This window comes from Amycolatopsis sp. 2-15 (genome assembly GCF_030285625.1).
In the GTDB taxonomy this organism is placed as follows: domain Bacteria; phylum Actinomycetota; class Actinomycetes; order Mycobacteriales; family Pseudonocardiaceae; genus Amycolatopsis; species Amycolatopsis carbonis.
This window is the reverse complement of sequence record NZ_CP127294.1, coordinates 6,011,007-6,028,940: the sequence shown is the minus strand read 5'-3', so window position 1 is coordinate 6,028,940 and position 17,934 is coordinate 6,011,007. Positions and strand designations below refer to the sequence as shown.

Annotated in this window: 18 protein-coding genes and 2 pseudogenes; 6 read left to right on the top strand and 14 right to left on the bottom strand. The window is 67.3% G+C overall.

Going from position 1 to position 17,934, the window contains the following annotated elements; translation table 11 throughout:
- Positions 1-238 precede the first annotated feature (238 nt).
- The 4 genes from QRX50_RS29815 (at position 239) to QRX50_RS29800 (ending at position 4,920) form a co-directional block, all read left to right on the top strand.
- Positions 239-1,570, top strand: coding sequence for an MFS transporter (locus QRX50_RS29815; RefSeq protein ID WP_285966447.1), 1,332 nt, complete (start codon positions 239-241; stop codon positions 1,568-1,570).
- A gap of 136 nt (positions 1,571-1,706) precedes the next feature.
- Positions 1,707-2,693: a PDR/VanB family oxidoreductase gene (locus QRX50_RS29810; RefSeq protein ID WP_285966446.1), complete on the top strand. Its 987-nt coding sequence runs from the start codon at positions 1,707-1,709 to the stop codon at positions 2,691-2,693.
- A gap of 55 nt (positions 2,694-2,748) precedes the next feature.
- A complete protein-coding gene (locus QRX50_RS29805) occupies positions 2,749-3,855 on the top strand; it encodes an NADH:flavin oxidoreductase/NADH oxidase (protein ID WP_285966445.1) in 1,107 nt (368 codons plus the stop codon).
- 402 nt (positions 3,856-4,257) lie between these two features.
- Positions 4,258-4,920 carry a GPR1/FUN34/YaaH family transporter gene (locus tag QRX50_RS29800; protein ID WP_285966444.1) on the top strand — a complete coding sequence of 221 codons (663 nt, stop codon included), beginning with the start codon at positions 4,258-4,260 and terminating at the stop codon, positions 4,918-4,920.
- Positions 4,921-5,027: 107 nt separating this feature from the next.
- On the opposite strand, the gene QRX50_RS29795 is transcribed toward QRX50_RS29800, so the two are convergent.
- The 7 genes and pseudogenes from QRX50_RS29795 to QRX50_RS29765 all read right to left on the bottom strand — a co-directional run bounded on the left by QRX50_RS29795 (position 5,028) and on the right by QRX50_RS29765 (position 10,114).
- A complete protein-coding gene (locus tag QRX50_RS29795) occupies positions 5,028-5,225 on the bottom strand; it encodes a hypothetical protein (RefSeq protein ID WP_285966443.1) in 198 nt (65 codons plus the stop codon).
- 161 nt (positions 5,226-5,386) lie between these two features.
- Positions 5,387-6,223 carry an alpha/beta fold hydrolase gene (locus tag QRX50_RS29790; protein WP_434533154.1) on the bottom strand — a complete coding sequence of 279 codons (837 nt, stop codon included), beginning with the start codon at positions 6,221-6,223 and terminating at the stop codon, positions 5,387-5,389.
- Positions 6,224-6,406: 183 nt separating this feature from the next.
- Entirely contained in the window at positions 6,407-6,556 is a 150-nt protein-coding gene (locus QRX50_RS29785; RefSeq protein ID WP_285966442.1) for a hypothetical protein, read from the bottom strand.
- A gap of 227 nt (positions 6,557-6,783) precedes the next feature.
- Positions 6,784-7,926, bottom strand: coding sequence for a GNAT family N-acetyltransferase (locus QRX50_RS29780; protein ID WP_285966441.1), 1,143 nt, complete (start codon positions 7,924-7,926; stop codon positions 6,784-6,786).
- Positions 7,907-8,440 carry a hypothetical protein gene (locus QRX50_RS29775; protein WP_285966440.1) on the bottom strand — a complete coding sequence of 178 codons (534 nt, stop codon included), beginning with the start codon at positions 8,438-8,440 and terminating at the stop codon, positions 7,907-7,909. Before QRX50_RS29775 ends, QRX50_RS29780 begins: the two co-directional genes overlap by 20 nt.
- A pseudogene (gene hemA / locus QRX50_RS29770) lies at positions 8,401-9,659 on the bottom strand (5-aminolevulinate synthase). Before hemA ends, QRX50_RS29775 begins: the two are co-directional and overlap by 40 nt.
- Positions 9,660-9,664: 5 nt before the next feature.
- Entirely contained in the window at positions 9,665-10,114 is a 450-nt protein-coding gene (locus tag QRX50_RS29765) for a methyltransferase (protein ID WP_285966439.1), read from the bottom strand.
- 409 nt (positions 10,115-10,523) lie between these two features.
- Here QRX50_RS29765 and QRX50_RS29760 point away from each other — a divergent pair, with 409 nt between their 5' ends.
- A complete protein-coding gene (locus tag QRX50_RS29760; protein ID WP_285966438.1) occupies positions 10,524-10,703 on the top strand; it encodes a hypothetical protein in 180 nt (59 codons plus the stop codon).
- Between the two features lie 386 nt (positions 10,704-11,089).
- A pseudogene (locus tag QRX50_RS29755) lies at positions 11,090-11,451 on the top strand (dihydropteroate synthase); the annotation flags it as partial.
- A gap of 218 nt (positions 11,452-11,669) precedes the next feature.
- On the opposite strand, the gene QRX50_RS29750 reads toward QRX50_RS29755, so the two are convergent.
- The 7 genes from QRX50_RS29750 to QRX50_RS29720 all read right to left on the bottom strand — a co-directional run bounded on the left by QRX50_RS29750 (position 11,670) and on the right by QRX50_RS29720 (position 17,910).
- Positions 11,670-11,846, bottom strand: a complete 177-nt coding sequence (locus tag QRX50_RS29750) for a hypothetical protein (protein ID WP_285966437.1) — start codon at positions 11,844-11,846, stop codon at positions 11,670-11,672.
- A gap of 695 nt (positions 11,847-12,541) precedes the next feature.
- A complete protein-coding gene (locus tag QRX50_RS29745; protein ID WP_285966436.1) occupies positions 12,542-12,850 on the bottom strand; it encodes a Rieske (2Fe-2S) protein in 309 nt (102 codons plus the stop codon).
- A 34-nt stretch (positions 12,851-12,884) separates the two neighbouring features.
- Positions 12,885-14,342, bottom strand: a complete 1,458-nt coding sequence (locus QRX50_RS29740) for an aldehyde dehydrogenase (protein ID WP_285966435.1) — start codon at positions 14,340-14,342, stop codon at positions 12,885-12,887.
- Positions 14,343-14,401: 59 nt separating this feature from the next.
- On the bottom strand, positions 14,402-15,322 hold the full coding sequence (locus tag QRX50_RS29735; RefSeq protein ID WP_285966434.1) for a TIGR03619 family F420-dependent LLM class oxidoreductase: 921 nt from the start codon (positions 15,320-15,322) through the stop codon (positions 14,402-14,404).
- A gap of 173 nt (positions 15,323-15,495) precedes the next feature.
- Positions 15,496-16,338: a mycofactocin-coupled SDR family oxidoreductase gene (locus QRX50_RS29730; protein WP_285966433.1), complete on the bottom strand. Its 843-nt coding sequence runs from the start codon at positions 16,336-16,338 to the stop codon at positions 15,496-15,498.
- Between the two features lie 33 nt (positions 16,339-16,371).
- Entirely contained in the window at positions 16,372-16,767 is a 396-nt protein-coding gene (locus QRX50_RS29725) for a Zn-ribbon domain-containing OB-fold protein (protein ID WP_285966432.1), read from the bottom strand.
- 48 nt (positions 16,768-16,815) lie between these two features.
- Complete coding sequence (locus QRX50_RS29720) at positions 16,816-17,910, bottom strand: thiolase C-terminal domain-containing protein (RefSeq protein ID WP_285966431.1); 1,095 nt, start codon at positions 17,908-17,910, stop codon at positions 16,816-16,818.
- Between the last annotated feature and the right edge of the window lie 24 nt (positions 17,911-17,934).

The following is a 17,934-nucleotide window of genomic DNA, read 5'->3' as shown; positions in this document are numbered from 1 at the left end:
CATTGAATTATTTCACGCCCGCGGCGAATCATCGGCTTGCCGAAGCAAAGTCGCTTTCGGCGCCCACGATCAGATCGAAACCCGGTGCGAGCAATGGTTGCAGCATCGGGCGAAGACTCACCACGAAGATCCGGCACCGCGTCCGTCGCCGAGTTCCTGAAAAGAACGACGGTTCCCGCGCGAGGTTGGCAAGAAGTGTTTCACCCTCGAATCCCACCGCACCAATGGAGGTACGGTCATGATCGAAGCTTCGGCTGAGTCGAAAGATTCGACTTTGCGCCAGAGAAAGGTGAGCACCGCGCGGGTACTTGCGGCCGCGATGCTCGGCACGACGATAGAATGGTACGACTTCTTCATCTACGGCACCGCCGCTGCCCTGATCTTCTCGCAGGTCTTCTTCCCGAGCAGCGATCCGGCGACGGGCACGCTCACCGCGTTCGCCGCCTTCGGCGCGGGATTCATCATGCGCCCGCTCGGCGCGGTGATCATCGGACATCTCGGCGACAAGTACGGACGTCGCCCGATGCTCGTGGCGACGGTCCTGCTCATGGGAGGCGCCACCGTCGCGATCGGCATCCTGCCGTCCTACGCGGCGATCGGCATCTGGGCGCCTTCACTGCTCGTGCTGCTTCGACTGCTCCAGGGCTTCGCCGCCGGCGGCGAGTGGGGCGGCGCCACACTGATGGCCATCGAGCACGCACCGCGACACCGTCGCACGTTCTACGGCGCCTTCACCCAGGCGGCCGTTCCCGTCGCCTATCTCCTCTCGGCAGCGATGTTCTTCGTCCTCCAAGGCGCGCTCGACCGCCAAGCGCTTCTCTCCTGGGGCTGGCGAATCCCGTTCTTGCTCAGCATCGTGGTGGTGGCCATCGCGATCGTCGTGCGCTCGGGCGTGCCCGAGAGTCCGGAGTTCGCAGCCAAGAGCAAGAGGCCGGAACGCCCGCCGCTGCTTCAGGTGCTGACCAGGTACCCCCGCTCGGTCGCGCTGACGATCGGTCTGACGATCGTGACGAGCACGGATTTCTACCTCGGCCAGGTGTTCCTGCTGTCCTACGCCACTACGCACGCCGGAGTACCGGCATCGTCGATGCTGCTGGTGACGATCATGGGTTCGGCCGTCAACGCCGGAATGACTTTCGTGGCGGCCCGGGTGGCCGACCGGGTCGGCAACCGAGCGGTTTTCTACGTCGGACTCATCGGGCTGGCTGTCCTTGCCTTCCCGACCTACCTGATCGTCAACACCGGGTCCTTCGCGGCGATCCTCGCCGTGCGCATGCTCGGCAACGCCTTCAACGCCGCGGCATACGCTCCGATCGCCTCGATCCTCGCCGCCACCTTCAGCGTCAAGGTGCGCTACACCGGGATTTCGCTGAGCTACCAGGTGGCAGCGGTCCTCGGCGGCGGGTTCGCGCCGTTCATCGCACAGGCTTTGCTGACTGCGACCGGATCCTGGATGGCCGTGGCCGGATACTCCGTCACCTTGTGCCTGATCAGCTTCGCCTCCATGAGCCTGCTCGGCAAGGCAGCAAAGGAGAATCGCGAGCAGGCCACGCTGCCCGCCGTGGTCTGAACCGACCGTCGCGAGATCCGGCGGGCGGGCGGTGCTCCCGCTCGCCCGCCCGGTCGACCGTCCTTCCGATTCGGACAGCGACGGCGGCCCGCACCTCGCCGCGGACAACGGTAAATCGTCTTCTCACCCTGAAAGGATGCTCGTGCCGCTCTCCTCGTCCAGCATCGAAACAGTTGCCGGTGGCACCGGCGTCTTCCCGAGCGAATTCAGCGTCGTTCGCCGCCGGAGCGTGGCCGATGCGGTGATGACGCTCGATCTCGCGCCACCGGCGGGGACGCCGCTGCCGCAGTGGTCGGCGGGCGCGCACATCGACGTGGACATTCCTCAAGCCGGGCTGACACGCCAGTACTCCCTGTGTGGACCGCCCGGCGCCGATTTTCTGCGCATCGCCGTCCTTCGGGAGCCCGAGTCGCGAGGCGGGTCGTCCTGGTTGCACAGCCACGTGGCCGAAGGAGAGACGCTTCGGATCAGTGGTCTGCGGAACAATTTCGCATTCGCCGTCAGCGGTCCGGTGGTGTTCGTCGCCGGGGGGATCGGGATCACGCCGATCCGGGCCATGATCGAGGAGGCGCGTTCTCGCGGCGTGCAATGGGAACTGCACTACGCGGGGCGCAGCGCTGAGAGCATGGCGTTCGTCGCCGAGCTCACCGCCCTCTACGGCGACCGCGTGACCCTCTATTCGTCGGGAACCCGGCGGCTCGACGTCCCAGGGCTGCTTCAGCGGCTGTCCCCGGGCACCTCCGTCTACGCCTGCGGTCCTTCCCGTCTGCTGTGCGCGATCGAGAATGCCGCACCGACGCACGTTCCGGTGAGGACGGAACGGTTCGCCGCCGACGACATCGACACGTCTCAGGACGAGGCGTTCGAGGTCAGGTGTGCGAGGTCGGGTGTCCGGCGGACCGTTCCCGCCGGTGAAAGCATTCTGGTTGCTCTTCGCGACGCGGGTGTCCGGCAGGTGTCCCAGTGCGAGGAGGGTGTCTGCGGCTCCTGCGAGACCACTGTCCTCGAGGGCGTCCCCGACCATCGCGACATACTCCTGACCGACGAGGAACGCGCCGAGAACAACGTGATGATGATCTGTGTTTCCCGAGCGAAGACGTCACATCTGACACTGGATCTCTAGGCGGTGACGAACCTTGGGGCCGGACCCGAACCTGAAGTCCACAAAGGAGTCGAGGTTGAACACGCTCTTCACCCCGTACCCGCTGCGGTCGCTGACGATCCCGAACCGGATCTGGATGTCGGCGATGTGCCAGTACAGCGCGGCGCCCGACGGCGAGCAGGTCGGCGTTCCGACGGATTGGCACTTCGCCCACCTCGCCGCGCGCGCCGCGGGTGGTACCGGATTGATCCTCACCGAGGGCACGGCGGTCAGCCTGGAGGGCCGGATCAGCCCGTACGACCTCGGCATCTGGAACCGCACGCAGGTCGACGCTTTCCGTCGCATCACGGCCTTCCTGAAGTCCCAGAGCACGGTCGCCGGGATCCAGCTGGCGCACGCCGGCCGGAAGGCTTGCGTGGAGCGCCCCTGGGTCGACGGCGGACGCCGCCTCGCACCGGGCGAACCGCACAGCTGGACGCCGGTCGGCCCCAGTGCGATCCCGTTCAGCGATTCCTCGACCGTCCCCGAGGCTCTGACCCGGGCGCGGATCGGCGAGATCGTCCAGGAGTTCGCGGCGGCTGCGGAACGTGCCCTGGAAGCCGGGTTCGAGGTGGTGGAGATCCAAGGCGCGCACGGTTATCTGATCCACCAGTTCCTCTCGCCGTTCAGCAACCACCGCACCGATGAGTACGGTGGTTCGTTCGAGGGCCGGACGCGGTTCGCCCGGGAGGTTGTCGACGCCGTTCGGCGGGTGTGGCCGGAGGACCTGCCGGTGTTCTTCCGCATCTCCGCCACAGACTGGCTCACCGAGAACCCCGACGACGACCGCGAGGGCTGGACCGCCGACGACACCGTCCGCTTCGCCAAGGAACTGCCGGCGCACGGCGTCGACCTGATGGACGTCTCCACCGGAGCCAACGTGCCCGATGCGAAGATCGTCCGGGGTCCTGGTTACCAGGTGCCGTTCGCCAAGCGCGTCCGCACCGAGGCCGGGATGCCGGTCGCCGCCGTCGGATTGATCACCCAGGCCGGGCAGGCCCAGGAGATCATCACCTCGGGCAAGGCCGACGCGGTTCTGCTCGCCCGCGAGCTGCTGCGCGACCCGTACTGGGCGCGCCGAGCCGCGACCGAGCTCGGGGGCGAGGTCCGGACGCCGGTCCAGTACAACCGCGCACGACCGTGACGCCCTTGCCGACGCCGGACGGTGCCGCTTGCGCTCGCCGTCGTTTCGAGCGATCCCGTGTGCCCGGCTCGACGACTGGCTCGTGCTGGTGCGCCAGGAAGCACCCGCGGTCGTATCCCCAGCGACCGGCGGTGTCGGGCTCCATCGCGACTTCGGGTTGCCGGCCTTTGTCTGCCAGCACGACGTCGGCGGCTTGAAGGTCGACCCGCCCATGTCATGAACGCTGCCACGACGCCGTTCTGCCGCCGATGGTCCTGGTCGCGGGCTGCGCGCGCCGACTCGCCAACCCGATCTTCGCCACCTGCGGCGAGCACATCCCGAAGATGAGGTCGGCGTGGCGCAGCGGCACTACAGCGACTTCTCGACGCCCCGATCTGATCCGCACCACGAAGGAGCACCGCGATGACCGTCATCTCCGATCACGCACAAGACCCCGGTGCGCGCGCGACCGGAAAACCCACAGACCTAGAAGCCCCAACCGCCAACCCGCTGGCGGGTAACCCGGGAGTCGTGGGCATCCCCACCGTCATCGCAGGCGCCATCGGCCTCGGCCTGATCAACATCGGCGCGCTGCCCGGCGGTGCCTCCGGCGCCACGCTTGCCATCCTCAGCACCTGCACCGCCATGGGGCTGTTGATCACCACCGTCTGGGCCGCAGCCCTCGGGCAGAACGCATCCGCCAGCCTGTTCGCCGTGTTCTTCGGGTTCTACGCCAGCTACGCCGCCCTCACGCTGAGCCTGGCCCACGGCTGGTTCGGCACCTCCGTCGTTTCCGCCACCGACGCCCAGGTCGCCTGGCTGTTGTCCTGGTTGATCACCATCGTCATGCTCACGCTCGTGACCCTGCGCCTGCCGTCGAGCTTCACCCTCCTCCTCGGCTTGGTGGACATCGCCCTCGCCCTGCTCCTCGCCGGCACCATGACCGGCGCCACCAGCCTCACCCGCGCGGGCGGCGCCGTCGTCTTCGCCTTCGTCGCGGTTTCCGTCTACCTCTACGCCGATCTCATGTCCACCGAAACCGGCGGCCGCGGGCTTCCTCTCGGCCGCCCTCTACTCACTCGCTGACACCCGGCGTGGGCCGGTGAAGCGCCCGATTGCTTCCGCAATCTTCTGCGCCGCGGCGCTGGTTCTCGGGCTCACGGGGGTCCACCCGGTCGGAGTTGCCCCGTACCTCAGCTATCCATTGTGGACGATGGGTTGGGTCCGGCGAGCGGCAGTTCCGCACGCAGGCTGGTTCCTTCTCCGGGCGGGCTCGCGGCCTCGGGCAGCTCGTCCAGCGCCCCGGCGGCTTGGCTGGCAAGCTCGCCGAGCTCGGCGGCCAGTTCGGCGAGTTCCGTCGGCACCACCGCCTGTGCCGCGCGTAGCCGCAACGCGAGCGTAACCAGCCGCTGCCAGGCGCCGTCGTGAAGGTCCCGCTCGATGCGCGCGCCTGGTCGGCCGCCGTCAAGTCGCGTTGGTCGAGCGGCTGACCGGCACCTGAGCTCAGGCGGAAAGCCCGGGCAGTGCCGGGGCTTTCCGCTCGTCGAGTGCGTTACTTGGTGGTGGCGTCGACCGCGCTGAGGATGATGTCGGTGACCTTGTCGGGCCGCGAGACCAGCACGGCGTGCGAGGCTCCCGGCACGACGACCGTGTGCGCGTGGGCGCGCTTGGCCATCCACTCCTGCGCCGCCGGCGGGATGTTCTTGTCGCCGGTCGGGATCAAGCTCCACGAGGGGATGTTCTTCCATGCACCCGGGCCAGAGGCGCCGTTCAGGCCCACCGCAGCGATCGGTCGCTGCTCGACGGCCATCAGGCGCGCCTGCGCCGACGGGACGTCGGCCGCGAACTGCTTCGGGAACAGGTCTTGCTTCACGTAGAGGTCGGTCTCGCCGCCAGGAAGGGCGACCTGCTGAAGTGTGTCACCCAGCGTGCTGCCCGGGAACTTCGCGGACAGCTCAGCCGCGGACTCGCCCTGGTCGGGAAGGAAGGCCGCGATGTAGACGAGCGCCTGCACCTTCGGGTCGTTCAGCGCCGCGGCACTGATCACCGAGCCGCCGTAGGAGTGCCCGACCAACACGACCGGGCCGTCGACGCTGTCCACCAACGCCTTGATGTAGGCCCCGTCGGACGCGACACCACGCAGCGGGTTGGCGGCCGCGATCACGGGGTAGCCGAGCCGCTCGAGCCGCTCGACCTCACCGTTCCAGCTCGACGCGTCGGCGAACGCCCCGTGCACCAGCACGATCGTCGGCTTCACCTTGTGGCTCCCGTGCTGTGGCGTCCCCTGCCCCTGCGACGCCGCCGACGACGGCACGGCGGCGAACACCGCGGCCGCGGCCAGCGCCATCGTCGCGGCGACGATCTTCGTGAGGCGGGTACGTGTGCGCAATCTGACTCCTCGGAAGTCGGGCTTCTTGCTTACTTCTGAAGGGTACAACTTAATTGCGTACAATCAGTTGCCCTTGAGGCAACAGGGCCCAAAGGGCACGAACGCGGCACTTCCGTCTTCCCGAGCCCGAGAGCGACCAGCCATCTCTGCGCCGGATCGCGTTTCGACAACGCAGTCGCCGAGTCACTCTTCGCCACAACGAGGCCGACCGAACCGCTGTTCGATCGACTCGAAGACGTAGGTGTACACGTCCCGCTGCCACGCCGGTAGGTCCTGCCATTCGGCGACGTACTCCGGCTTGGGCTCGGTGAGGTGGCGCAGCACCTGCGCCATCCAGCACAGCGCGACGAAGCTGCCCTTCTGCGCGCGAGTCAGATTTAGTGCCCCGCCTTCGCCGGCTTCGAGGAAGGCGACGGTCTGGTCGAAGACCGCATTGGCGGCTTCCTGCTGCCATCGCGGGGTTGCCGACTAGCCGTTCAGGTAGCAGGCGTCCGGCTCGCCGAGAAAGTACTTCCGGATTCCTTCGACCCAGCTCTCCCGGTACACGCGCCCCCGGTCGTTCATGCCTGTCCCACCAGGGCCCAGTCGTCGGTGAGGGCCTGCGTCCGATGGCCGAACCGGTCACGGAACCAGCTGGTCATCGCCGTGTTATGCGCGTCGATCAGAGCGGGATCGGCCGGCGGTTCGGCCGCCGGCAGCACCACGGCGGCCAGAGGCCTCAGCGAAGCACCCCGGGCGACTTTGGCCGCGTAGCTGGAAAACGCGAGCCGGTAGCGGCGCACGCCGTGCTCCTGCGCCCAGGCCACGGCCTCGTAGAACACCAGCGTGAAGTACTGGAACCCTCGCCCGACGTGCTCATAGCCGAACCCGACGAAGAGCCCGTACAGCTCGTCCCGGTACCGGTAGAAGACCGCGCCGGCGACCGTCCGGCCGTCCCGTTCGCAGACGCATGCGACCGCGCCGTCCAGCAGTCCGGCGGTTCGCTGAGCGGTAAAGAACTCGACCAGGCTTTCGCTGTCCGTTTTTGAGCCGTACCGCTCTCGGGTCTGGGCGATCAGCGGAACGATCTCGGCGACGACGTCCTCGGTCATCGGGAACCACTTCGCCACGTTTCCCTCACTCTGGAAGATCCGCTGCTCTCGGCGCCATTCCTTGCGGTCCTTGTGCCGGGCTCCGGCGAACTGTGGCCCCGCTCCCGCCGGGGGAACGGCGATCGTCGCGTCCGCGCTGTGCAGCACCACGCTCACGTCCGGCCGGGCTCCCGCCAGCTCCAGCGCCGTCGACAGCGGGGTGTACGGCATCACGACCGCACCGAGGCCGCTGTCGTACGCGACCACGCGAGCCCGGTCGAGCAGCGCGGCCATCGTTTCCCGCCGGCCAGGCCCGCCGGTGCACAAGAGGTCGTTGAACACCGGCCGCCGCGCGCCGAGCCACAGCACCTCGTGGCGCCACGGTCCCGGCAGATCCGCCCGGAACTTCAGCGGCGTCACCAGTGCCCCGGGCTCGTCACCGGTGCCGCGCCACGTGGCGACACCGCCGGTGACGGCGCCCTGCGAGGTCGCGAGCAGCACCGGCGCCTCGCCCCGGGTCCGCTCGAGTGATGACAGCCACTGGTGGCTGTTGAAGAAATTGTCGTTGCCGACCAGTTCGTCCCACGAACGCCGGTCGACCTTGCCGATGGAGTCAACTACCAGCGTGTCCATGGTCCTTTTTCCCTTCCCGGGAAAGGGCGAGCACGAGCGCTTTCGCGTCGACGGCGTGCCGCCGCGCCCCGGTTCCCTGCTGGGCGTTACGAGTGTCGAACAGCCAGCACTCGTCGATGGTGATCGCGTACACCATGCGCGGTTTCACCGGCCCGAAGCCGGTGAGCGGCACCTCCCACTGCTGCCGAACGAGTGGGTCCGGGAACGCGCTCTCGTAGAACTGGCTGCGCTTGTCATCGAGGTCCTCCGGGCCCGCCGGCCTGCACCGGCCGACGATCTGCACACCCGAGATGGTGGTGAGGTCCACCGCCCGGTGGATCGCGACGGCGACCTCCCGGCGCGCCTCGACGTCGGTCGAATGGCGTGCCTCCGGGGGCGAGCAGAACAGCAGTTCGCCGCACCGGCCCACCGCGTAGTTCACCGTTGCGATCCACGGTCCGGCGGTCGCCAGGGCGAGATAGCGGGATTCCGCGATCAACTCCCGCGACGCGCTGATCGGCTCCGAAGCGTCCACTTCGAGTCCTTGCTCTTCGTGCGCGGGAGTTCCAGCCGGGCCCACTGCTTGTCCAGCGCTCGCGTGAACTCTTGGATTTCGTCGACGGAATGCGCGGCCGTGAGGCTCACCCGCAATCGCTCCGTCCCGGTCGGCACACTCGGCGCGTTGACCGGCTGGACGTAGATCGAGTGGTCCGCCAGCAGCGCTTGGGAAAGCCGCCGACAGCGTTCGGGTCGCCCACGAGAATGGGCTGGATGTGGGTCCCGCTGTTCATAGGTGGGATGCCGTGGTCAGTCAGCAACCCGGCGAGCAGCCGGACGTTGGCCCGCAGTGCCTTCCGTTCGATGTCCGACGACCGGAAGTGCCGGACCGACGCCAGCGCTGTCGCCACGACGGCGGGCGAGCTGGAGATCGTGAAGATGAACGCGGGTGCGTGGGAACGAATGGTGTCCATCACGGCCGTCGGTCCGACCACGTAGCCACCCGACACTCCGTAGGCCTTGCCCAAGCTTCCCTGCACGAGCGTGAACGCGTCCGCCAGCCCGAGGTCGGCCGCGACACCGGCGCCCTGCGGACCCCACGCGCCCACCGCGTGCACCTCGTCGAGGTAGGTCAGCGCGCCGTGCCGGTCCGCCACCGCGGCGATCTCCCGCAGGGGCGCCACGTCGCCTTCCATCGAGAAGAGCGACTCGGTGACCACAATCTTCGGCACCTCGGGCTCGAACTCGGCCAGCAGTTCGTCCAGGTGCTGCGGGTCGTTGTGGCGGAAGATCCGCTTCTCCCGGCCGCTCGACCGGATGCCCTGGATGATCGACGCGTGGTTCAGTTCATCGGAGAAGATCACGCAACCGGGAAACAGCTTGCCCAGAATGCCCAGCGACGACTCATTCGCGGCGTAACCCGACGTGAAGACGAGACCCGCCTCCTCGGCGTGCAGGTCGGCGACCTCCCGCTCCAGCGCAACGTGGTGCGGTGTCGTGCCGCCGATGTTGCGCGAGCCACCGGACCCGACACCGGACTCCCAGGCCACGGTGGTGAAGGTGGTCACCAGATCGGGGTTCTGTGCCGCGGCCAGGTAGTCGCACCCGCACCAGACCGTGATCGGCCGGTCCTCGGTGAGCCCGTCGGCCAGCGGGAAGGCGCTCCGCTTTCGCTTCAGCGGCACGAAATTCCGATAGAGACCGTCGCTTTGCAGGGCGTCGACGTGATCGGTGAAGAATCGATCGAAGTCGAACATCGTTCTCACACAACCCCTTCGATCAGGCTGACGTCACAGCGAGTTCCCGTCACGCCCCGCCAGGTCAGGCCTGCCGCCTCGAAGATCCCGCGGAACTCGTCCTCGGTCCGTTCCCGGCCCTGGTTCGTCACGAAGGTCTGAACGTCGAGCAGCTTGCCGAACGCGGATCGCGGGGTGTCGCCGATCACCCTCTCCATCGAGATGATCCGGGCTCCCGGCTCGGCGTTCGCGGCGCAGTTCATCACGATCTTGCTCGCCACGTCGTCTTCGAACAGCCGCGGCCGCAACTGACCGAGCTGCTCATCGAGGTCGACTGGTCGTCGACGACGCCATTGCGGCGGTGTCGCTGGGCTGAACGGCCCACCTCGTTGCGTACGTAGTTTCTCCGTAGGACTCCCGATGTGCGGACGGCCAGTAAGAAGCAACACTTCAGGGGTACGAAGCGAAACCGACACGGAGGTCCCTCCCGATGGCGATCGACTCTCTTCGCCAGCAGTGCCCGGTCTGCTTCCGGTCCACCGTCCTCATCAGTCACTGGTGGGGCCGGCAGTGGACGCACGTGGGTACCTGGCGCCCCGGCTGCGAGATGGCCGGACGCGACCGGGAAACACTGCGCTTCCCCGCACCGGACACCAGACCACCTGCACGGGATCTGGCCGCCTGAACGAAACTCTCCGCCACCGCGGAAAGGAGATGCTCACTCTCCCGCCGACCGACCGAGTGAGCGCCTCCGCCGAACCCCGTACGCGCGCCTCCGCCGCGGTACGGGGTTCGGTGCCGTCCGGATAAATACGACAACCGCTGGATCCGGCTCGCCCTGGCCCACGTCGAGTCCACGCCGGGGACCGGTTCGACCACCACGTCGTGCACCTGCCGCAGGTGGCGATTGCGATGCTCGTCAACGACCGCGACGAGGTGCTCTATCGGCCGATCATCGGGCTGCAGATCGGCATCAACCGCATCCTCGAGCATCTCGGCGCCGCCCCGGTGACCGATGCGACCAGCCCACCCAGCGTCACGGCACATCCACCCACTGCTCCATAGGCCAGCGTCAGACCGACGACAGGGAGTCATAAATCCGTTACCGTCAGCCCCACCATCCAAGCCGACGGACGACGGCCAACCAGCTTCGGACCGCGGAACTTTTGTCGCCCTTAAATCGCCCCTACTCAAAGGTAGCAAAAAGCCCAGGCCTGTGACCTCACCTTTACTCCCCTGCTTGGACTCGAACCAAGAAACCTCCGGTTAACAGCGACGGGCGGACATCCTGCTCGAACGGAGTTGATCAGTCGAGCGGACCACCTGAGAAGCCACGCCTAAGACATTCGCGGTTCCCTACACTGCCGCCGCGTCCTTCGGGGCACCGACCAAGCATGCGACACCAGCGCGGTTCGGCGTGTCACAGGGACCAACCGGTTGCTGTAGCCGTTGCAGGTGCTGGGAAGTTCGTCGGCGGCGGACAACCCCGAGAGGGCGTGTTGATCGACCCGACGCACGACTTCGGGAAGAACACCTGGCACAGCATCGACTGCTCCGGCACACCCGTGACCTGGTGGGCGCCGGCTGGCCGGTCCGCATGGCCTTGTCGAACAAGGACTTCATCGGCGAAACGCTCGACGTGGAACTGCAAGAGCGGATCGACGGAACACTGGCGGCCACCGCGCTCGCCGCGAGCGCAGGTGCCGGCATGTTCCGCGTCCACGAAGTCAAACGAAACCGGCACGTACTCGAGATGGTCGCGACCGTCGAAGGCTCCCGGACACCCGCAGGGTGCGTCCATGGCCTCGCCTGAGCAGCGCGAGGCATCGTGCCGTGCGGGCGTCCGCGGTGTCAGGACCGACGGTCAGCCGATCGCGTTGATGCGGCGCCGGGCGCGTTCGGTGTGGTACCTCAACAGAAGCGCACCGTCCATCGGTACCGCTGAGGCCAGCCACAACGGACAAGGCACCGCCGGCCCGGCGGACAGGATCCGCGGCCCACCGGCGGACGCGGCGAGCAAGGGCGAGATCGTCAGGCACACCGCGTCCACCCGATCGGCGGCCAGCACCCCGCGAACAGCCCCGGCCCGCCGTCACAGGCCACGCGCCACCAGCCACGCGCACCCAACTCCGCCAACCCGGCGGCCAGATCGACTCGCTTCTCGCCGGACAGCACCACGTCGGCGCCGGCAGCTCGGTACGCGTCCACCTGCCGATTGGACAACACGTCACCACCACGGTGGGCTCCAGCGTTTCGGTCAGCACCGCCGCCAGGGGGTCGAGGCTCTCTCCGCTGGTCACCACCGCGATCGGCGGCACCGGCGGCATACTCCAGGCCGTGCGGCGAACGCGTCGCTTCGCCGTATCCCGCACCCCCCGATACCCCTCGGCGATCGCCGTGCCCGCGCCGACCGACACCACATCGGCTCGGTCCCGGATCAGGTCGTAAACCCCTTGTCCGCCGGATGCGTGAGCCCGCCGCAACGGCCTTGTACCGTGGCCGCGCCGTCCACGCTTGCCACGAAATTCATCCGAACCCACGGCCCGGTCAAATCCGGGGGGAGGCATGGCTGTTTGCCACGATGTCCGGCAAGGCGGACACATCGGCCGGATGATCGCGGTCTGTTTCTGTCATCGCGGCATCCCGTCGCGTGCAGGCTGCCGCGTGGCCTGTGGCCGATCAGCCCGGTCCCGCTCAGGCTCCCTTGACCATCCAAGGCGATAGCATTTGCACTGTCTTGCAATGGACCCGTGCTTCCCGACCCCCAACCGCTGTGCGAGGGGTCCGCACCGACCAACAGCGGACTCGACGGCTTCCGCTGGCCGGATCCGATCCACTCCTTCTCGCAGAAGCACCATGACTCCCGGGCAGCAAGGGCTGTTCGGGAGCCATGGTGATCTGGTTCAGACCTCGACGTAGATCTCGTCGTCCTCGATCGCGACGGGGTAGGTCAAGACGGGTTCCTCCGCCGGTAGGCCGCTGACCTCGCCCGTCCGGACGTTGAAGCGGGAGCCATGCGCCGGACACTCGACCTCCTCGCCGTCCAGGTCGCCATCGGACAGTTCAATCCACTCGTGGCTGCAGATGTCGCTCAGCGCGAACACTTCGCCGGACTCGAGCCGCGCCAAGCAGATCTGCTTACCGTCGGCCGTCACGGCCTTGAGCGGATTCCCTTGCAGGTCCGCAAGCTTGGCGACCAAGCACTTTGCCATCGTCGTACCTCGTTGTCGATGTGGTGGATCCTGTTCAGACTGTGGCGGGTTCGTAGCCTGCCGGCAAGGTCACTGACTTCAGTTCGAGAAAGGTCTCGAGCCCCTCAACGGCGCGCTCGGCGCCCAGCCCCGAGTGCTTGCGCCCCGCGAACGGCCCGCCGCCGCCGGCCGGCGGCCCGCCGTTGACCTGGACGGTTCCGGTAACGATCTGGGAGGCCACCTCGATCGCTTCCTCCGGGTCGGTCGCGAAGACCGCGCCGCCCAGGCCGTATTTGCTGTCGTTGGCGATGGCGACTGCCTCGGCCTTGTCCGAGTAGGTGATGACGGACAGAACGGGACCGAAGATCTCCTCCTGGGCGATCTCCATCCGGTTGTCCACGTCGACGAAGACGGTGGGCTCGAAATACCACCCGGTGGGCCGATCGGCGGGACGGCCACCACCGAGGACGACCTTAGCGCCCTCGGCCTTACCGGAAGCGACAAACCTTTCGACGTTGTCGAGCTGACGCTTCGCGGCGAGAGGACCGAAGTCGGTTTCGGGGTCGTGGGGGTCACCGAGCTTCAGCGACGAAATGTGGTCGACGAGCTGCTCCACGATCCGGTCTTGGTCGTCCTCGTGGACGATCACCCGGTTGGTGGAGACGCAAATCTGACCGCTGTTGCGCAAGGAGCCCCCGACGAGTGAGGGGATGTAGTCCGTCATATCGGTGCCGGGCAGGATGATCGCTGCCGACTTGCCGCCGAGTTCGAGAGTCACCGCGCGGAACTGGCCGGCGCAGGCCTTGGCGATCGCGTGGCCGCCGCCCGTGCTGCCGGTAAAGGTGACGTGGTCGATGCCTGGGTGGCCGACGAGGTAGGCGCCGGCCGGCACGCCGCCATTGACGATGCTGAGGACGCCCTCGGGTAAACCAGCCTCAATCGCTGCCTCGCCCAGCAGATACGCCGACAGCGGCGATTCGGGCGCGGGCTTGACGATGATCGGGCAGCCCATCAGCAGTGACGGGAAGATCTTGGAGACTTCGACCGCGATGGGAGAGTTCCACGGAGTGACACCTGCAACCACGCCGATCGGCTCGCGCAGCACGAGGACCTTGCCGATGGCACCGTCGCGGACCTCACGGAAGTCGACCTTCTTCGCATCGGCGAGGTAGCGCTCGAGCGAGGGGCGAATGCCGTTAATGTTCTCGACGGCGAACTTGTAAACCATGCCCATCTCGTCGATCTGCAGCTGCAGCACCTGCTCACGGCGGGCTTCGATGGCGTCTGCGAACCGGCGCAGGTGGTCGCCGCGCTCGGCCAGGCTCATTCGTGGCCAGGGCCCGTCGTCGAAGGCGACGCGGGCTGCTGAAACGGCGGCATCGATCTCTTCGGTGATCGCGACCGGGACGCGCCCCACTACTTGCTCGGTCGCCGGGGAGACGACCTCGAGGGCCTCCCCGCCGCGAGCCGACACCCACCGGCCACCGATGAAGTGATCATCGCGTTCGAACATGGTCGCAGCCTTTCACTGAGGTCACAGGCATGTCAACAATGTCGTTGACAAGGATTGGATCAAGCCGCACGGAGTGACTTCAACAGTGCCCCCAGGGCATCCAGGTCAATTCCGTAGTAGCCGAGCGGAACGTTGAAGTGAGTCACGCCGAGCGGCACCAGACGCGTGGCACGGGCGATCGCCCGCTCGGTCAGGTCCTCGACGGAGCCGGCGGCGTTCCAGTCCGACGTCTGGGTCAGCGAAGCCCGGATCCCGACAGTGGACGGGTCACGGCCGTACTTCTCGCACGCCACGCGGATCGCCTCGACCGACGCCGCGATCTCCGCGTCGCCGGCCCCCTCGCGGGCGAGCCAGCCCTGCGAAAGGGTCGCGACACGGCGCGCCGTCGGCTTGCTGCAGGCATTACCGCCCCACCACACCGGAACACCGCCGGGCGTTACCGGGGACGGCTCACAGATCACGTCCTTGAACTGGATCCACCGCCCGTCGAACGAGGACAGCCCAGGGGACCACAGCCGGCGGCAGGCACGGATCGTCTCTTCCGTCCGGGCGGCGCGCTCTTCGGCGGGGATGCCCATCTGCTCGAACTCGGCCACATTCCAGCCGCCGCCCACACCGAGCATGAACCGGCCGTCGGAGATGACGTCCAATGTGGACGCCTGACGGGCCAGCACCGCAAAGGTGTGCGCGGCGGCGAGCAGGATGCCGGAGATCATCTTGATCCGGGTGGTCTTCGCCGCGATCGCACCGAACATCACCAGTGTGTCCGAGCGATCGGAGTGCTGCTCGGTACGGCTGTGCTCGAAGTTGCCGGCCCCGCCCGGGTGGTCCATCTCCGCGGCGTACAGGATGTGCTCGCCGTCCATGACATCGTCGAAACCGAGCTTTTCGAACTCGACCACCAGGTCCGGTATCTCACGCAGGGATCCGGCGTACGCCGGGACGAGTCCGGGCAGCTTCACGCCGAAGGATGCTTCCACGGTGCCAATGTTCCTTCCGATCGGCTGCCAGGTTCTCGGTGAGTTGCTGTGCCACGCCCGCGACCAGCGCCTTGGCCGACGGGCCGCCGCCTACGTTCAGCGTCGTGCCCGTCACTCGCCCACCGCCTGGGTCGCGCCAGTGATCAGGACGACCTTCCCGTCCAGGTCTCCCATCAATAGATGGAGTGAGCCGGACCGAGCAGGCCGATCTCGGCCACCTGACCGCTGATCAGGCCGCGGTCGAGGACGAGGTAGAGCATGGTCCGTGCGACGTCATCCGCTTCGAGGAAACGGACGCCGTTGAGGCCGTAGTTCAGGTCGTCCAACCGCTTGCGGAACTGCTCCTCGGTGACCGGCTTCGGCAGGTCGGGGCAGAAGATGTCGTAGGTCGGCTGGTTGAAGAACAGGTCGGTGTCGACGGCGCCGGGGCAGATCGCGTTGACCGTGATGCCGGTGTCGGCGAGCTCGAGAGCGGCGGACTTCACCAGGCCGATGACACCCCACTTCGCGGCGATGTAATGGGCCAGGTTGGGGGCGGTCGCGCGGGCGCCCATCGACGAGGTCGCGATGATGCGACCCCACCCTTGCTTCTTCATGTGCGGGATGGCCGCGCGGATCGCCTTGAAGATGCCGGTCAGATTCGTGTCGACGATCGTGTTCCAGGACTCGTCCGTGGTGTTCTCAACCGTCGAGAAGTCCAAGATGCCGTGGTTGGCGAGCAGGATGTCCAACCGCCCGAACTCGGTGATCGTGCTCTGAACGGCCGCGTTGATCTCGTCGGTATTGCGCGCATTGACCTGTAGTCCGAGCGCCCGGACGCCGAACTCCTCGACGAGCTTGACTGTCGTGGCCAGCTGGTCGGGGGTCGCCATCGGGTAGCCGACGATCGGGACGTCTTCCGCTATATCGGTGACTACTACGTCCGCCCCCTCGGCGGCCAACGCGAGCGCGTGGGCGCGACCTTGGCCGCGCGCGCCGCCGGTGATGAAGGCGACCTTGCCGTCGAGCTGACCCATGATGACTCCTTTGTCATTGTCTGCGGAAGGACTTCAGGCGATACGCCAGCGGACGGTCGAGACGCCGCCGACTTCGAGGAACTCTGCGTCGACACGATCCCCCACCTTCGGCGGCTTCTTGCCCTCGACCAGACGGCCGACGAGGTACGGGCCTTCGTCCAGCTGCACCATCGCGACGGTGTACGGGATCTGGTCTTTCAGCGAGCGGGAAAAGGCTCGGTGGTAGACCACGAAGCTCCAGATCGTCCCGGCCGGAGCGACCTCGACCCAGGTGGTATCCCTGCTGCGGCACTCGGGGCAACCGGAGAGCGGCGGCCAACGCAGCGCGTCACAGCTGTTGCAGTGTTGGACAACCAGGCGGCCCTCCGCGGCCGCCTGGAAGAACGGCTCCGCAACGGGGTGGTCCACCGGGGACGGCGACTCACTCATGCGACCCTCCTGGCTCGCGAAACCGCGATGAGCATTCGCTACGACATTTCATGATCCGACGCTCGCGTTGGTCGACAGGATGGATGCGGCGGCCTTGACGAAGCCGTGGCTGGACAGGTACATCGCCGTCTCCGGGGCTTCCAGTTGTCGCTCGCCTGCCTGACCTCGAAGCTGCCGGACCGCCTCGACCAGGTGCATCCAGCCCCAGGTGTAGCTCTCGGAGAGCTGCCCGCCGTGGGTGTTCAGCGGCAGGTCGCCGCCGGGCAAGGTATGCCCCTCTGCAAGGAATGGGCCGCCTTCGCCCAGGTCGCAGAAGCCGTAGTACTCCAGCATCTGCAACGTCCAGAGCGCGGTCGGGTCCTGGATGTAGAGTGCGTCGATGTCGGCCGGGCCCATACCGGTGTTGGCCCAGATGTCCCGTGCCGCGTCCTTGAGCCAGGGCCGCATCAGGTTCTCGGGGTTGTGTTCGCCGCGGACGCCGGCGTGCTCGGCGATGCCCGAGATGTAGACGGGCTTGGTGGGCAGGTCCGCGGCCCGCTCGGCCGTCGTGACGACGAACGCCACGCCGCCGTCGGAGATCATCGTGACGTCCGAGCGGCGCAGCGGCTCGACCATGTACTTCTCGGCCAGATAGTCGTCCATGCTCAGTGGCTTGCGGAAGATCGCGTTCGGGTTCTTCCGCGCCCACTCACGCTGGCCGACCGCGAGCATGCCGAACTGCTCGTCCGTCGTGCCGTAGATGGCCTTGTGCCGCTGCAGGGCCAGCCCGGCCCTCCCAGCAATGTGGACCAGCCCGGCAGCGCTGGCCATGTCAGCGCCGTACATCGGCCTGCCGAAGTCGAACTTGCGGCTGCGGGCATTGGCCCCGTAGGTGAGCAGCACCGTGTTGCAGAGCCCGGCGCCGATCGCGGCGACGGCCAGGTGCAGCGAGAAATTGCACGTCCCGTAGTCCAGGGACTGCACGTAGGGAAGGTTGAGCCCGAGCAACTGTCCGACGGTGACGTCGTTGCCGTTGCCCTGGACGGACTTGCAGGCGATCAGCCCGTCCAGGTCGGCGAACGTCAGGCCGGAGTCCTCGACCGCGTTGATCGCGGCATCCACCGCGATCTCCTCGACCGACTGACCCGGCAGCTCCCCCTGCACAGTGTGCCCGAGACCGACGATGGC

What these genes read in the sequence shown, in the direction of transcription:
- QRX50_RS29815 (WP_285966447.1), top strand. Translation starts at nt 239, where the DNA reads ATGATCGAAGCTTCGGCTGAGTCGAAAGATTCGACTTTGCGCCAGAGA.
- QRX50_RS29810 (WP_285966446.1), top strand. Translation starts at nt 1,707, where the DNA reads ATGCTCGTGCCGCTCTCCTCGTCCAGCATCGAAACAGTTGCCGGTGGC.
- QRX50_RS29800 (WP_285966444.1), top strand. Translation starts at nt 4,258, where the DNA reads ATGACCGTCATCTCCGATCACGCACAAGACCCCGGTGCGCGCGCGACC.
- QRX50_RS29785 (WP_285966442.1), bottom strand. Translation starts at nt 6,556, where the DNA reads ATGGCGCAGGTGCTGCGCCACCTCACCGAGCCCAAGCCGGAGTACGTC.
- QRX50_RS29780 (WP_285966441.1), bottom strand. Translation starts at nt 7,926, where the DNA reads ATGGACACGCTGGTAGTTGACTCCATCGGCAAGGTCGACCGGCGTTCG.
- QRX50_RS29745 (WP_285966436.1), bottom strand. Translation starts at nt 12,850, where the DNA reads ATGGCAAAGTGCTTGGTCGCCAAGCTTGCGGACCTGCAAGGGAATCCG.
- QRX50_RS29740 (WP_285966435.1), bottom strand. Translation starts at nt 14,342, where the DNA reads ATGTTCGAACGCGATGATCACTTCATCGGTGGCCGGTGGGTGTCGGCT.
- QRX50_RS29730 (WP_285966433.1), bottom strand. Translation starts at nt 16,338, where the DNA reads ATGGGTCAGCTCGACGGCAAGGTCGCCTTCATCACCGGCGGCGCGCGC.
- QRX50_RS29725 (WP_285966432.1), bottom strand. Translation starts at nt 16,767, where the DNA reads ATGAGTGAGTCGCCGTCCCCGGTGGACCACCCCGTTGCGGAGCCGTTC.